Genomic DNA, 14,966 nt, shown 5'->3' on the forward strand with positions numbered 1-14,966 from the left:
TTCCCAGCCGGAGGTGCTGCCGTGGCCACGCGTCTTTCTTCCCTCTCCCCCGCCGTCCTGGTCCTTTCCCTGGGGGCGGCGCACCTGTCGGCGGTCGCGGCCCCGGTCAGCTACGAAATGAACCTGCGCACCCTGTCCGGCCTCGGGGCCGGCGGCATGGGCGGGGTCATGGGCATGATGTTCGGCAGCAAGCCCGGCACCAGTCGCAGCATGGACCTGCGCCTGACCAACCCGGCCGACCTGCCGCCCGACTACAGCGCCAGCCACCAGGTGCCCGAAACCATGGGCATCGGCCCCCTGCTGCCCCTCAAGGGCGAGCGGCGCAGCGGCGGCCAGGGCGGCGGCAGCGATGGCGAGGCCGATGGCCGGGTGCTCATCTACTGGGGCTGTGGTCCGGCCGTGGCCAAGGGCCAGCCCGAGATCCTGGATTTCCGCACCATGGCGGGCAAGGTCTCGCCCGAGGTCATGGCCATGGCCCGCCAGGGCCGCAGCATGGGCAAGGGCGGCCCGGGCGCCGGGGTGGACGGCCTGCCGCCCCGCTCCCTGCACTGGCCCGCCGGTGACCGGGACTTCAAGGGCCTGCCCGACGGCGCCTCGGCAGTGGGCGAGCACGTGGTCAAGGCCAGCTTCCTGACGCCGGACATCCGCTTCACCCTGGGGGCGGCCATGGATTTCCTTGAGCCCATCAACCTCAAGGCCGGCAATACCAACCTGCGTAGCGCCGTTTCCCTGAGCTGGGACGCTTCCACCCGGGTGCGGGGCTACGATCTCAACGCCGTGGCCGCCAACGGCGACAAGGAGGTGGTGCTGTGGCTGGCGGCCCGCAACAAGAGCCCCATGCTGCCGGGCAGCCAGCGCGAATGCACGGTGCCCGAAGGCATCTTCGCCAAGGCCGAGATGGCCATGGTCTCCGCCGTGGCCCACGGGCCGAGCCAGGGCTTTGCCTATCCGCCGCAGAAGCCGGCGGAGAAGAAGCCCCTGGTGTGGAGCGCGGTGGTGCGGGTGACCGGCTACGACAGCCTGGCCCTGGGCCTGGAGCAGGCCGCCGGTGACGCGGCGGTGGAGTCGGCGGCTCCGGCCGGTGTCGGGGGGCTGCTGAAGGGCATCTTCGGCCGCTGATCCCGGGCGGGGCCGCCGCGGGACGCCCTTTCCGGGCCCCCACCGGCGCCCCGGGCCGGCACCATCCTCCTCCGGCGCCCGCTCTTCCCCTGGGGGGAGGGGGCCGGGTATGATCCTCCGCTGGGTGTGAGCCCCCGCCGTCCCGGCGGCACTAATATAAAAAACGCAGTGGAGGAGTCATGAAACTGAACGCCCTGGTGGCGGCATTGCTGCCGCTCGCCTGTATTTCCCTATCCCGTCCCGCCCTGGCCGACCTCAATGTCGGCATTACCCTCTCCGCCACCGGTCCGGCGGCATCCCTGGGCATTCCCGAGAAAAATACCGTGGCCCTGCTGCCGGCCAGCATCGGCGGGCAGAAGGTCAATTACATCGTCCTCGACGACGCCTCGGACACCACGGCGGCGGTGAAAAACGCCAAGAAGCTGATCGGTGAGCACAAGGTGGATCTCATCATCGGCTCCACCACCACGCCCAACTCCCTGGCCATGATCGACACCGTGGCCGAAGCGGAGACGCCCATGATCGCCATGGCCGCCTCGGCCCGCATCGTCGAGCCCATGGACGAGAAGCGCAAGTGGGTGTTCAAGACGCCCCAGAACGACGCCCAGATGTCCACCGCCATCGTCGAGCACATGACCAGCAACAACGTGAAGACGGTGGCCTACATCGGCTTTGCCGACGCCTACGGCGAAGGCTGGTACGGCGAGTTCGCCAAGGTGGCGGAGGTGCGCAAGCTGGCCCTGGTGGGCAATGAGCGCTTCAACCGGGCCGACACCTCGGTCACCGGCCAGGTGCTGAAGCTGCTCGCCGCCAAGCCCGACGCCATCCTCATCGGCGCCGCCGGCACCCCGGCGGCCCTGCCCCAGAAGGCCCTGCGGGAGCGGGGCTACAAGGGGCCGATCTACCAGACCCACGGCGTCGCCAACAATGACTTCCTGCGGGTCGGCGGCAAGGAGGTGGAGGGCACCCTGCTGCCCAGCGGCCCGGTGCTGGTGGCGGCCCAGCTGCCCAACGACAACCCGGTGAAGAAGTCGGCGGTGGAGTACGTGGGCAAGTACGAGGCGGTGCACGGCAAGGGCAGCGTCACCGCCTTCGGCGGCTATGCCTGGGATGCGGGCCTGCTGCTGGCCCAGGCCGTGCCGGCGGCCCTGAAGAAGGCCCAGCCGGGCAGCCGGGAATTCCGCAAGGCCCTGCGCGACGCCCTGGAGGCGAGCCGCAACGTGGCCGGCGCCCACGGGGTGTACAACATGAGCGCCCAGGACCACCTGGGGCTGGACCAGCGGGCCCGGGTCATGGTCACCATTCAGGACGGAGCCTGGAAGCTGGTCAAGTAGTCGCAGGACAACATCACAGGGAGAACGCACCATGCAAGGAAGCTGGAGTATTCCCGGGGCCAGGTTGGGCGCATCGCTGCTCGGCCTGTCCCTGTTGTTCGCAGCACCCGCCCGGGCCGACCTCAACGTCGGCATCAGCGTCTCGGCCACCGGCCCGGCGGCGTCCCTGGGCATTCCCGAGAAGAACAGCGTGGCCCTGCTGCCGGCCAGCATCGGCGGGCACAAGGTCAATTACATCGTCCTCGACGATGCCTCGGACACCACGGCGGCGGTGAAGAATGCGCGCAAGCTGATCGCCGAGCACCGGGTGGACGTCATCGTCGGTTCCACCACCAGCCCCAATTCCCTGGCCATGATCGACGCGGTGGCGGAGGGCGAGACGCCCATGCTGGCCCTGGCCGCCTCCAGCCGCATCGTCGAGCCCATGGACGAGAAGCGGCGCTGGGTCTTCAAGCTGGCCCAGAACGATGCCCACATGGCCACCGCCCTGGTGGAAAGCATGACCAGCCAGCAGGTGCGCAGCGTCGCCTACATCGGCTTTGCCGACGCCTACGGCGAGGGCTGGTTCAACGAGTTCGCCAAGATCGCCGAGGCGCGCAAGCTGCGGCTGGTGGCCAACGAGCGTTTCAGCCGCAGCGACACCTCGGTCACCGGCCAGGTGCTGAAGGTGCTGGCGGCCAGGCCGGACGCGGTGCTCATCGGCGGCGCCGGCACGCCCGCGGCCCTGCCCCAGAAGACCCTGCGGGAGCGGGGTTACAAGGGCCTGATCTACCAGACCCACGGCGTCGCCAACAGCGACTTCCTGCGGGTCGGCGGCAAGGAGGTGGAAGGGACTTTGCTGCCGGCGGGGCCGGTGCTGGTGGCGGCCCAGTTGCCGGCGGACAACCCGATCCGCAAGGTGGCCCTGGACTATGTGGGGCGCTACGAGGCGGTGCACGGCAAGGGCAGCGTCTCCACTTTCGGCGCCCACGTCTGGGATGCGGGCCTGCTGCTGCAGCACGCCGTGCCCCTGGCCCTGAAGAAGGCCCAGCCGGGCAGTCCGGAATTCCGCAAGGCCCTGCGCGAGGCCCTGGAAAACACCCGGGACGTGGTGGGCTGCCATGGGGTGTACAACATGGGGCCGACGGACCATCTGGGCTTCGACCAGCGGGCCCGGGTCATGGTCAGGATCGACAACGGCGCCTGGAAGCTGCAGCCCTAGGTCCGCCCCCGGCAAGAGAAAAGGCCCGGGCCGCCGAGGGGCGGCACCGGGCCTTTTTCATGTACCCTCGCCAGGAGGCAGGCGGGATGCGGCTGGCGGGGTAGGGATGGCGGAAACGGCCGTCCCTATTGCCTTCCAGACCGATGCCTCAGGCGGTCTTGTTCCCGCCCAGGCCCAGGTAGGTTTCGATCACCCGGGGATCGTCGGCCAGTTCGTGGCTGGGGCCTTCCAGGGAGACCTCGCCGGTTTCCAGCACGTAACCGTAGTCGGCCACCTGCAGGGCGGCCCGGGCGTTCTGTTCCACCAGCAGGATGGAGACGCCGGTCTGCTTCAGCTCGGCGACGATGCGGAAGATTTCCTTGATGATGAGGGGGGCGAGGCCCAGGGAAGGCTCGTCCAGCATCAGCAGTTTCGGCTTGGCCATCAGGGCCCGGCCCATGGCCAGCATCTGGCGCTCGCCGCCGGACAGGGTGCCGGCGGCCTGGGTGCGCCGCTCCTTGAGGCGGGGGAAGAGGGCGAATACCTCCTCCATGGTCTGGGCGTGGTCCCGCAGGCCGCTGCGGTAGCGGTGGAAGGCGCCCAGCAGCAGGTTGTCCTCCACGCTCATCTCGGCGAACAGTTCCCGCTTTTCCGGCACCAGGGTCAGGCCCTGGCCGACCCGCTCTTCCACTTCCACATGGGCATCGAGATTGTGGCTGACGTAGGCCACCTCGCCCCGGTAGGGCAAGAGGCCCATCAGGGCGGAGAGCAGGGTGGTCTTGCCGGCGCCGTTGGGGCCGATGACGGTGACGATCTCGCCCTCGCGGATGCGCAGGCTGACCTTGTGCAGGGCTTCCACCTTGCCGTAGGCGACGCACAGGTCGCTCACTTCCAGCACGGGCTTGGGTTCGTGCGCGGCGTTCATCATTCCACTCCCCCAAGGTAGGCTTCCAGCACCGCCGGGTTTTTCTGGATTTCCTCCGGCAGGCCCTCGGCCAGCTTTTCGCCGAATTCCATGACCACCACCCGGTCGGCCAGGCCCATGACGAAGTCCATGTCGTGCTCCACCAGCAGGATGCCCATGCCTTCGCCGCGCAGCTTGCGCAGCAGCTCGGCCAGGGCCTGCTTTTCCAGGTAGCGCAGGCCGGCGGCGGGCTCGTCCAGCAGCAGCAGGCAGGGGTCGGCGGCCAGGGCCCGGGCGATTTCGATGATGCGCTGCTTGCCCAGGGCCAGGCTGCCGGCGGCGTCGAACATGTGTTCGGCCAGGCCCACGCGCTCGATCTGGCGGGCCGCCTCGGCCAGCAGGCGGGCCTCTTCGGCCCGCTCCAGGCGCAGGCCGGCGGCCAGGTAGTTGTGGCGGCCCCGCAGGTGGGCGCCGATGGCCACATTCTCCAGCACCGTCATGCCCGAGAGCAGGCGCACGTGCTGGAAGGTGCGGGAGAGGCCGAGGCGGGCGATGTCCCGGGCCTCCAGGCCGGCCACCGGCTGGCCGAGGAAGCTGATGCGGCCTTCGCTGGGCGGATTGACGCCGGAAATACAGTTGAACATGGTGCTCTTGCCGGCGCCGTTGGGTCCGATCAGGGCCATCACCTCGCCGGCCTGCACCGTCAGGGCCATGTCCTTGTTCGCCACCAGGCCGCCGAAGCGCTTGGTGACGCCTTCGGCCTGCAGCAGCACGGTGCCGGCGGCGGGCATCTGGCGCCGCGGCAGGGGCTCGGCCGCGGCCACGGCGTGGCGCTCCTGCTTCGGCGCCGGCACCAGGCGGGCGATGGCCGGCCACAGGCCGTTGCGGGCCCGGTGCAGGACGAAGATCATCATCAAGCCGAAGACGATCACCTCGAAGTTGCCGCTCTGGCCCAGCAGTTCCGGCAGCAGGTCCTGCAGCCACTGCTTGAGCACGGTGATGAGGCCGGCGCCGACCACGGCGCCCCAGACGTGGGCGACACCGCCGATCACCGCCATGAAGAGGAATTCCACCCCCTGGTTGATGGAGAACGGGGTGGGATTCACGAAGCGCTGCAGGTGGGCGTAGAGCCAGCCGGAGACGCAGGCATAGAGCGCCGCCACGGTGAAGATGACGATCTTGGAGCGGGCCGTGTTCACGCCCATGGCCTCGGCCATGACGGTGCCGCCCTTGAGGGCACGGATGGCCCGGCCTTCCCGGGAATCCAGCAGGTTGCGGGTGGCCAGCATGGCCCCCAGCAGCACCACCCAGATCAGGTAGAAGAAGCTGCGGCTGTCCTTCAGTTCCAGGCCGAACAGGGACACCGCCGGGATGCCAGTCATGCCGGTGTGGCCCCCCAGCCATTCCAGGTTGCCGAAGAGGAAGTAGAGGCTGATGCCCCAGGCGATGGTGCCCAGGGGCAGGAAGTGGCCCGACAGGCGCAGGGTGATGAAACCCAGGCAGAGGGCGAAGGCCAGGGTCAGGCCCAGGCCGGCCAGCAGGGTCAGCCAGGGAGAGACGCCGTAGGCCGTGGTCAGGTAGGCCGTGGTGTAGGCGCCGAGGCCGACGAAGGCGGCCTGGCCGAAGGAGGTGAGGCCGCCGACGCCGGTGAGCAGCACCAGGCCCAGGGCCACCAGGCCGTAGAGGCCGATGTAGTTGAGCAGGGTGACGTGGAACTCCGGCAGCCACAGGGGGCCGGTGGCGAGGAAGAGCAGGAAGGCGGCCAGGATGGCCCGGGCCGGGGAGAGCTTGGCGGACATCATTCCTCCTCCTCCTCGACATGGTGGGAGGTGAGGGAGCGCCACACCAGCACCGGGATGATGAGGGTGAACACGATCACTTCCTTGAAGGCGCTGGCGTAGAAGGAGGAGTAGGACTCCAGCAGGCCCACCAGCACGGCGCCGAGGGCGGCCACGGGGTAGGAGGCGAGGCCGCCGATGATGGCGCCGACAAAGCCCTTCAGGCCAATGAGGAAGCCCGAGTCGTAGTAGAGGGTGGTCATGGGCGAGACCAGCACGCCGGAGAGGGCGCCGATGAAGGCGGCCAGGCCCAGGGACAGCTTGCCGGCCATGGTGGTGGAGATGCCCATGAGGCGGGCGCCGGTGCGGTTGAGGGCGGTGGCGCGCAGGGCCTTGCCGTACACCGTGCGCTCGAACAGCACGTAGAGCACGGCGATGAGGGCGGCGGAGGCGAACAGGATCCACAGGGTCTGGTGCTGCAGCAGCAGGGGGCCGATTTCCAGGGCGCCGTCGGAGAAGGGCTGGGTGCGGAAGCCTTCGGCACCGAAGAAGACCAGGCCCAGGCCGATCAGGGTCATGTGCAGGGCCACGGCGACGATCAGCAGTACCAGGGAGGAGGCCTCGGCGATGGGCTGGAACACCAGGCGGTAGAGCAGGGGGCCCAGGGGCACGACGATGCCCAGGGTGAGCAGGATCTGCAGGGGCAGGGCGAGGGCCGCCAGGGCCTCCGCCTCCAGGCCGGAGATCAGGCCCAGCAGCACCAGGGGCAGGCCCAGGTTGCCGAGGACGATGCGGGGCAGGCGCTTCAGGTTGCCGCTCTTGAGGGCCAGGCCGCCGTCGATCAGGACCACGGCGATGCCGAGGATGACGGCCAGCCATACCGTGCCCGGCAGCTTGCCGGCCTGGATGGCGGCCAGGGTGAGGGCGCCGTAGGCGACGAATTCGCCCTGGGGCAGAAAGATCACCCGGGTGACGGCGAACACCAGTACCAGGGCCAGGGCCAGCAGGGCGTAGATGGCGCCGTTGGTGAGGCCGTCCTGGCCCAGGAGCAGAAGAATTTGCAGATCCATGAGTGCTTTCAACGCCGCGGCCCCGGGGGAAGCCCGGGGCCGGCGTTTGGCTGGGTAATACGGTTAGGCGTTCAGCGGTTTACTTGATCAGCTTCCAGGTGCCGTTCTCGACCTTCACCATGACCCGGGCGCGCTGGTCGAAGCCCTGGTGATCCTGGGGCGTCATGTTGAAGATGCCGTGGGCGGCGGGCAGGTTCTTGCTGCCTTCGATGGCGTCGCGCAGGGCCTTGCGGAACTCCTTGGTGCCGGGCTGGGCCTTCTTCAGGGCGGCGGGAATGGCGTTGCTCAGCAGCACGCCCGCATCCCAGGCATGGCCGCCGAAGGAGCTGATGCTGCCCTTGCCGTGCACGCCCTCGTACTTCTTCACGTATTCCAGGGCGGACTTCTTCACCGGGTTGTCGTTGGGCAGCTGCTCGGCCACCATCATGGGGCCCACGGGCAGCAGGGCGCCTTCCACGTCCTTGCCGCCGACCCGCAGGAAGTCCGCATTGGCGACGCCGTGGGTCTGGTAGATGGCGCCCTTGTAGCCCTTCTCCTTCAGGGTCTTCTGCGGCAGCACGGCCGGGGTGCCGGCGGCGCCCACCAGCACGGCATCGGGCTTGGCGGCGAGAATCTTCAGGGTCTGGCCGGTGACCGAGGTGTCGTTGCGCTGGTAGCTTTCGTTGGCCACGATCTTGATCTTGCGGGCCTCGGCGATCTTGGCGAATTCCTTGAACCAGCCCTGGCCGTAGGCGTCGGCGAAGCCGATGAAGGCGACGCTATGCACATTGTTGTTGGTCATGTGCTCGACGATGGCGGTGGCCATGTGGGCGTCGTTCTGGGCGGACTTGAAGACCCAGTGGCGCTTGGCGTCCATGGGCTCGACGACGATGGCGGAGCCGGCCATGGAGATCATGGGGGTCTCATTTTCCACGGCCACGTCCATCATGGCCAGGGAGCTGGGCGTGGTGGAGGAGCCGATGACCAGGTCCACCTTGCTTTCGCTGATCAGCTTCTTGATGTTCTTCACCGCGGTGGTGGAGTCGGTGGCGTCGTCGAGGACGATGTAGTTCACCTTCTGGCCGGCCACGGTGGTGGGCAGCAGGGCGATGGAGTTCTTTTCCGGAATGCCGAGGGAGGCGGCGGGGCCGGTGGCGGCCAGGGAGACGCCCACATTGATGTCGGCCCAGGCAGGAACGGCGGCCAAACCGGTGGCCAGGGGAAGCAGGGCGGCGATCAGGGTTTTGCGGGACATCGTGGGTCCTTCCGGGGTTGAGAAAAGCCGCAAATGATACCAAAAAGCCCCTGGGATCAGGGGCCTGAGCGGGTTTTCCCCAAGTCGTCCCGTACGGCGCCGGGCCGGGCCGGCGACGCCGGATCAGCTGTCCGTATCGACCTGAACCCCGTATTTGCGGGCCACCCGCTGGTACATGTCGCGCCCGGATATGATGCGGGGGTCGTCCGGGGAGCGGCTGCGGGCCTTTTCCAGATAGCGGTGGGCCCGCTCCGCCAGTTCCGGCTGCCAGCCCTTCTGGTCCATCAGGGTGTAGATGGACTTGGCCGCATTGACCAGGAACTGCAGGTTGGGCACCCGCTCCGCCGCCTCGATCAGCAGCTGCACCGAGCCGTCGAAATCGCCGCTGCGGGCGGCCAGCACGCCCTGGTTGTTGATCTGGATGATCTCCCGGGAGACGTCCTCGAGCAGGGCCTTGCCCGCCTCGGCGTTGCCGGTCTTCTCGAAGACGCCCTGGATGTGGGCCAGCACGCCCCGGTCCTCGTTGTTCTCCGCCGCCACCTGGCGCAGCAGGCTCTGGGCGTCCGCCTCCTTGCCGTTGGCCATGCAGGCGTGGGCCAGGTCCACCGCCACCTTCTGCGACAGGGGGCGCTTCTCCTCCATCTTGCCCTCGGCCACCAGGACCTTGTGCAGCTCCATGGCGGCGGCAATGCTGCGGGCCGCCTTGTCCGGCGCCCCTTCCTTGGTCTGCACCAGGCTGTCGATGACCAGGGAGGCCAGCTCTCCCTGCTTGTCGCCGCGCCAGTCCCGGCGCAGGTCCTGGGCCACCAGCTTGGCGCCGGCCACATTGCCCTTCTCCAGCATGACCCGGGACAGGTTGGCGTAGTCGTCGATGCTGCGCAGGGAGGAGCCCCGGGCCCGGCTGAGCACCGTGTTGTAGGCCCGCTCGGCCGCTTCCAGGTCGTTGTTGCGCACCGCCATGTCGCCCACCGCCCGCTGGCGCATGGTGTTGTTGGGGGAAATGGCGGCGGCGGCCTGCAGGGCCTGCTGGGCACCGGTGGAGTCGCCCTTTTCCTCCCGCAGCCTGGCCAGGAAGTCGAAGGCGGCCAGGTATTCGGGGAAATCCTGCACCAGGGCCTCGAGCTGGGTCACGGCCTCGTCCACCCGCCCCTGGCCGTGCACCGCCACGGCCACGCCCATGCGGGCCCAGGCCAGGTCCTTCTGTTCCAGCATCTGGCGGTAGGCTGCCTCCGCCTCGACATAACGGCCCAGGCTGTTGAGCAGGTCGGCCTGCAGGTGGCGGGCGTCGTGCTGGTACTGGGGGTATTGCTGGATGATGTCGTCACAGGCGGTGACGGCGTCCTCGTAGCGGCTGCGTTCCACGTTGCGGTAGGCCTGGTGGAAGACGAACTTCTTGTACAGGGCCCGGGCCAGGCGCTGCTGCAGCTGCTCGCCGGTGAAGGGCTTGATCAGGTAGTCGTCCGGCGCCAGTTCGGCCACCGACACCACGTTCTTGTAGGCCCGCTCCCCGGTCACCACCATGAACAGGGTGGACAGGGAAATGAGGCGCTTGTAGCGCAGCTCTTCCAGCAGCTGCTGGCCGTCGCGGCCGTCCTCCAGCTGGTAGTCGGAGAGGATGATGTCGTAGCTGCTGCTCTTCACCAGGCGCAGCACCTCGGTGGCCGAGCCGACCCCCTGGACGCTGGTGATGCCGATGGTGGACAGCATCATGCGCATGGCGTTGCGGGCGTCCGGGTGGCGGTCCACCACCAGCACCTTCTTGTTCTTCAGTTCGCCCTGGAGCTTGTAGAGTTGTTGGGCGGCGAGTTCGTTGGCGTCCATGGTTGCGCTTGGCATTGATTTTGGCGGAAGTTACGTCAATTCCCGACTCCGCGGCAAGGGAATTCCTGACAAGGCCCCGGGCCAGTCTGCCGGTGGCGCTCCGGGAGCCGTGCCGGCAGGCTGCCGAAGCAATGCCGGAAACGTGCCGGCGGGCTCCGCCGGTTCGGGCGAAAACTGTTAAGTTTCATGGAACTGGCGTATCATTCGAGCCCCTTTGCCCTACCCGAGTGCCCGTGGGATTTGCCTGCGGGCCTTTTGCGTAAACGAGTCCCCATGCTGTTTCCCACCCGGTTCGATGTCATTGTCGTCGGCGGCGGTCACGCCGGCACCGAGGCTGCCCTGGCGGCGGCCCGGGCCGGAGCGCGCACCCTGCTCCTGACCCACAACCTGGAAACCCTGGGGGCCATGAGCTGCAATCCCTCCATCGGCGGCATCGGCAAGGGCCACCTGGTGAAGGAGGTGGATGCCCTGGGCGGCGCCATGGCGGCGGCCACCGACGAGGGCGGCATCCAGTTCCGCATCCTCAACGCCTCCAAGGGCCCGGCGGTGCGCGCCACCCGCGCCCAGGCCGACCGGGTGCTGTACAAGCAGGCCATCCGCACCCGCCTGGAAAACCAGCCCAACCTGACCCTCTTCGCCCAGGCCTGCGACGACCTGATCGTCGAAGGCGACCGGGTAGTGGGGGCCGTGACCCAGCTGGGGGTGCGCTTCGAAGCCCGGGCGGTGGTGCTGACCGCCGGCACCTTCTTGAACGGCCTGATCCACGTCGGCCTGCAGAACTACACCGGGGGCCGCATGGGCGACCCTCCCAGCGTCTCCCTGGCGGCCCGCCTGAAGGAACTGGCCCTGCCCCAGGGGCGCCTGAAGACCGGCACGCCTCCGCGCCTGGACGGCAAGAGCATCGACTTCTCGGTGATGGAGCCCCAGTACTCGGATGATCCCCTGCCGGTGTTCTCCTTCCTCGGCAACGCGGCCCAGCACCCGAAGCAGCTGCCCTGCTGGATCACCGACACCAACAGCCGCACCCACGACATCATCCGCGCCAACCTGGACCGCTCCCCCATGTACACCGGGGTGATCGAGGGCGTCGGTCCCCGCTACTGTCCTTCCATCGAGGACAAGATCCACCGCTTTGCCGACAAGGACAGCCACCACGTCTTCCTTGAGCCGGAGGGTCTGGATACCCACGAGATCTACCCCAACGGCATTTCCACCAGCCTGCCCTTCGACGTGCAGCTGCAGATCGTGCGTTCCATCCGCGGCATGGAGAACTGCCACATCCTGCGCCCCGGCTACGCCATCGAGTACGACTACTACGATCCCCGGGGGCTGAAGTCCTCCCTGGAGAGCAAGGCCATCAACGGCCTTTTCTTCGCCGGCCAGATCAACGGCACCACCGGCTACGAGGAGGCGGCAGCCCAGGGCCTGCTGGCGGGCGTCAACGCCGCCCTGCAGGTGCAGGAGAAGGAAGCCTGGTGCCCGCGCCGGGACGAGGCCTACCTGGGCGTGCTGGTGGACGACCTGATCACCCGGGGCGTCTCCGAACCCTACCGCATGTTCACCAGCCGGGCCGAATACCGCCTGCAGCTGCGGGAAGACAACGCCGACCTGCGCCTCACCGAAAAGGGCCGGGAACTGGGCCTGGTGGACGATGCGCGCTGGGATGCCTTCTGCCGCAAGCGGGACGCCATCGCCGCCGAAGCCGAACGCCTCAAGGCCACCTGGGTGCGCCCCCAGACCCTGCCGGAAGCCGATGCGGTGCGCGTGCTGGGCAAGGCCATCGACCACGAATACAACCTCTTCGAGCTGCTGCGCCGGCCGGATGTGAGCTACGCCGACCTGCTGACCCTGCCAGGGGCCGGCGAGTCCCTGGCCGATGCCCAGGCGGTGGAGCAGCTGGAAATCCAGGCCAAGTACCAGGGCTACATCGACCGCCAGCGGGAAGAGGTGGCCAAGGCCGCCGACTACGAGAACCTGGCGATTCCCGCCGACCTGGATTACGCCCAGGTGCACGGCCTCTCCAACGAGGTGCGCCAGCGCCTGGCGCGGCAGCGGCCCGAGACCATCGGCCAGGCTTCCCGGCTGCAGGGCATCACCCCGGCGGCCATCTCCCTGCTGCTGATCCACTTGAAGCGGAGCGCCCGATGAGCGGCTTCAGTCAGGCCCAGCAACTGGCCCAGGGCCTGGATGCCCTCGGAATACCCCTGGACGGCGCCGCACAGGGTAAACTGCTCGCCTACCTGGCCCTGCTCGCCAAGTGGAACAAGGTCTATGCCCTGACCGCCCTGCGCGACCAGGACAAGGCGGTGAGCCACCACCTGCTGGATTCCCTGGCCATCCTGCCCTTTGTGGACGCCCTGGCGCCCGCCAATGTGCTGGACGTGGGCAGCGGCGGCGGCCAGCCCGGCATTCCCCTGGCCATCGCCCGGCCAAGCCTGGCGGTGACCCTGCTGGACAGCAATTCCAAGAAGGTGGCCTTCTTGAAGCAGGCCGCCATGGAACTGCCCCTGCCGGGGCTCTCCGCCCAGTGCCTGCGGGTGGAGGCCTGGCAACCGGAACAGAAGTTTGCGGCCATCACCTCCCGGGCCTTTGCCGAGGTGGCCGATTTCGTCAGTCTCACCCGTCACCTGCTGGCGCCCGGTGGGCGCTGGCTGGCGATGAAGGGGATCTATCCCCAGGAAGAGCTCTCCCGCCTGCCGGCGGGGATTGTCGTCGAGGCGGTACACCCGCTGGCCGTGCCCGGAGTCGAGGGGGCGCGCCATCTGGTGGTTCTGAGAGAGGAATGAAGGCGTGAAGATCCTGGCCATTACCAACCAGAAGGGGGGGGTCGGCAAGACCACCACCAGCGTCAACCTGGCCGCCTGCCTAGCGACCTTGGGGCAGCGCGTCCTGCTCATTGACCTGGACCCCCAGGGCAATGCCACTACCGGCTGCGGCATCTTCAAGAAGGAAGCCCTGCCTTCCGTCTATCAGATCCTGCTGGGGGCGGCGACCCTGGAGCAGGCCACCATCAAGACCGAATTCGGCTTCGACGTCATTCCCGCCAACCGGGAACTGGCCGGGGCCGAAGTGGAACTGATCGACGTGGGCCAGCGGGAGCGCCGCCTCAAGGAGGCCCTGGACGGCCAGGCCTACGACTTCGTCCTGATCGACTGCCCGCCCGCCCTCAACCTGCTGACGGTGAATGCCCTGGCGGCGGCCCAGGCGGTGATGATCCCCATGCAGTGCGAGTACTACGCCCTGGAAGGCCTCACCGATCTGGTCACCACCCTGCGCAAGGTGCGGGCCAATCTCAATCCCGCCCTGGAAATCGAAGGCCTGCTGCGCACCATGTACAACTCCCAGTCCACCCTCAATCAACAGGTTTCCGCCGAACTGGAGAGCCACTTCTCCGGCAAGGTGTACCGCACCGTCATCCCGCGCAACGTGCGTCTGGCCGAGGCCCCGTCCTACGGCAAGCCGGTGATCGCCTTCGACAAGACCTCCAAGGGCGCCCTGTCCTACCTGGCCCTGGCCGAGGAGATGCTGGAGCGCATCGGTGGCGCTCCGCGGCAGCAAGAGGTGGCGGCATGAAGATGAAGGGACTGGGCCGGGGCCTGGACGCCCTGCTGGCCGGCGACGCCGCTGACGCCAAGAAGGACCAGCAGCGGACGCTGCCCATCGATGCCCTGAAGCCGGGCAAGTACCAGCCGCGGACCCGCATGGACGAAGGTTCCCTCAAGGAGCTGGCGGCCTCCATCCAGGCCCAGGGCATCATGCAGCCCATCCTGGTGCGGCCGATCAACGGCGGCTACGAAATCATCGCCGGCGAACGCCGCTGGCGTGCCTGCCGCATGGCGGGCATGACCGAAGTGCCGACCCTGGTGCGGGAAATCCCCGATGAAGCCGCGGCCGCCATGTCCCTCATCGAGAACATCCAGCGGGAAAACCTCAATCCCCTGGAAGAAGCCATGGGCCTGCAGCGCCTGGTGGACGAGTTCGAGATGACCCACCAGCAGGCCGCCGATGCGGTTGGCCGCTCCCGTCCCGCCGCTTCCAACCTGCTGCGTCTGCTGCAGCTGGCGGCGCCGGTCCAGGAACTGCTGCTGGAAGGCAAGCTGGACATGGGCCACGCCCGGGCCCTGCTCTCCCTGGAAGGGGCGGAGCAGATACAGGTGGGCAACCGGGTGGCCCACAAGGGCCTTTCCGTGCGGGAAACGGAGCGCCTGGTGCAGGCCCTGCTGAATCCGCCGAAAAAGGTCGAGAAGGCCAAGGACCGGGATCTGCTGCGGCTGGAGGAAGAACTGTCGGACCTGCTGGGAGCCAAGGTGACGGTGGCGGCCAACAGGAAGGGCGCCGGCAAGATGGCCATCGAATTCTCCAGCCTGGACCAGCTCGACGAACTGCTGGCCCGTTTCCGCTGAGTCCGGCTGCAAACGGCGACTGTGGCGGACGAGGACTGCGGTAAACCCGTAGGAGTCAGGGCTGACAAGGCCTGAAACCATTTGTCCTGCCATGGCCATGTCATCCCAACGACGCGGATGGCG

General features: G+C 68.1%; 12 protein-coding genes. 7 read left to right on the top strand and 5 right to left on the bottom strand.

Features of this window, described 5'->3' with window-relative positions; genetic code table 11:
- The first annotated feature begins 21 nt into the window (after nt 1-21).
- The 3 genes from AC3QLZ_RS11130 to AC3QLZ_RS11140 all read left to right on the top strand — a co-directional run bounded on the left by AC3QLZ_RS11130 (nt 22) and on the right by AC3QLZ_RS11140 (nt 3,654).
- The gene (locus tag AC3QLZ_RS11130) at nt 22-1,119 is read left to right on the top strand and encodes a hypothetical protein (protein WP_014235945.1); all 1,098 of its coding nucleotides are present in this window, start codon (nt 22-24) and stop codon (nt 1,117-1,119) included.
- A 179-nt stretch (nt 1,120-1,298) separates the two neighbouring features.
- A complete protein-coding gene (locus AC3QLZ_RS11135) occupies nt 1,299-2,453 on the top strand; it encodes an ABC transporter substrate-binding protein (RefSeq protein WP_014235946.1) in 1,155 nt (384 codons plus the stop codon).
- A gap of 31 nt (nt 2,454-2,484) precedes the next feature.
- Nucleotides 2,485-3,654 carry an ABC transporter substrate-binding protein gene (locus tag AC3QLZ_RS11140; RefSeq protein WP_014235947.1) on the top strand — a complete coding sequence of 390 codons (1,170 nt, stop codon included), beginning with the start codon at nt 2,485-2,487 and terminating at the stop codon, nt 3,652-3,654.
- Between the two features lie 148 nt (nt 3,655-3,802).
- Here AC3QLZ_RS11140 and AC3QLZ_RS11145 read toward each other — a convergent pair whose 3' ends face one another.
- The 5 genes from AC3QLZ_RS11145 to AC3QLZ_RS11165 form a co-directional block, all read right to left on the bottom strand.
- Entirely contained in the window at nt 3,803-4,558 is a 756-nt protein-coding gene (locus tag AC3QLZ_RS11145; RefSeq protein ID WP_014235948.1) for an ABC transporter ATP-binding protein, read from the bottom strand.
- On the bottom strand, nt 4,558-6,336 hold the full coding sequence (locus tag AC3QLZ_RS11150; RefSeq protein WP_043797709.1) for a branched-chain amino acid ABC transporter ATP-binding protein/permease: 1,779 nt from the start codon (nt 6,334-6,336) through the stop codon (nt 4,558-4,560). The genes AC3QLZ_RS11145 and AC3QLZ_RS11150 overlap by 1 nt, the downstream gene beginning before the upstream one ends.
- Nucleotides 6,336-7,385 carry a branched-chain amino acid ABC transporter permease gene (locus AC3QLZ_RS11155; RefSeq protein ID WP_014235950.1) on the bottom strand — a complete coding sequence of 350 codons (1,050 nt, stop codon included), beginning with the start codon at nt 7,383-7,385 and terminating at the stop codon, nt 6,336-6,338. Before AC3QLZ_RS11155 ends, AC3QLZ_RS11150 begins: the two co-directional genes overlap by 1 nt.
- Before the next feature lie 79 nt (nt 7,386-7,464).
- Complete coding sequence (locus AC3QLZ_RS11160) at nt 7,465-8,619, bottom strand: ABC transporter substrate-binding protein (RefSeq protein ID WP_014235951.1); 1,155 nt, start codon at nt 8,617-8,619, stop codon at nt 7,465-7,467.
- Between the two features lie 123 nt (nt 8,620-8,742).
- On the bottom strand, nt 8,743-10,440 hold the full coding sequence (locus tag AC3QLZ_RS11165) for a tetratricopeptide repeat-containing response regulator (protein WP_014235952.1): 1,698 nt from the start codon (nt 10,438-10,440) through the stop codon (nt 8,743-8,745).
- A gap of 273 nt (nt 10,441-10,713) precedes the next feature.
- On the opposite strand from AC3QLZ_RS11165, the gene mnmG reads away from it, so the two are divergent.
- Genes mnmG through AC3QLZ_RS11185 form a run of 4 tightly spaced genes read left to right on the top strand, consistent with a single transcriptional unit; the run spans nt 10,714 to nt 14,843 of the window.
- Nucleotides 10,714-12,588, top strand: coding sequence for a tRNA uridine-5-carboxymethylaminomethyl(34) synthesis enzyme MnmG (mnmG, locus tag AC3QLZ_RS11170; RefSeq protein WP_014235953.1), 1,875 nt, complete (start codon nt 10,714-10,716; stop codon nt 12,586-12,588).
- Entirely contained in the window at nt 12,585-13,226 is a 642-nt protein-coding gene (gene rsmG / locus AC3QLZ_RS11175; protein ID WP_014235954.1) for a 16S rRNA (guanine(527)-N(7))-methyltransferase RsmG, read from the top strand. Before mnmG ends, rsmG begins: the two co-directional genes overlap by 4 nt.
- 4 nt (nt 13,227-13,230) lie before the next feature.
- On the top strand, nt 13,231-14,013 hold the full coding sequence (locus AC3QLZ_RS11180; RefSeq protein ID WP_014235955.1) for a ParA family protein: 783 nt from the start codon (nt 13,231-13,233) through the stop codon (nt 14,011-14,013).
- Nucleotides 14,010-14,843 carry a ParB/RepB/Spo0J family partition protein gene (locus AC3QLZ_RS11185; RefSeq protein WP_014235956.1) on the top strand — a complete coding sequence of 278 codons (834 nt, stop codon included), beginning with the start codon at nt 14,010-14,012 and terminating at the stop codon, nt 14,841-14,843. The genes AC3QLZ_RS11180 and AC3QLZ_RS11185 overlap by 4 nt, the downstream gene beginning before the upstream one ends.
- Nucleotides 14,844-14,966: the final 123 nt, after the last annotated feature.

This window comes from Azospira sp. MPR-LB4, assembly GCF_058809525.1.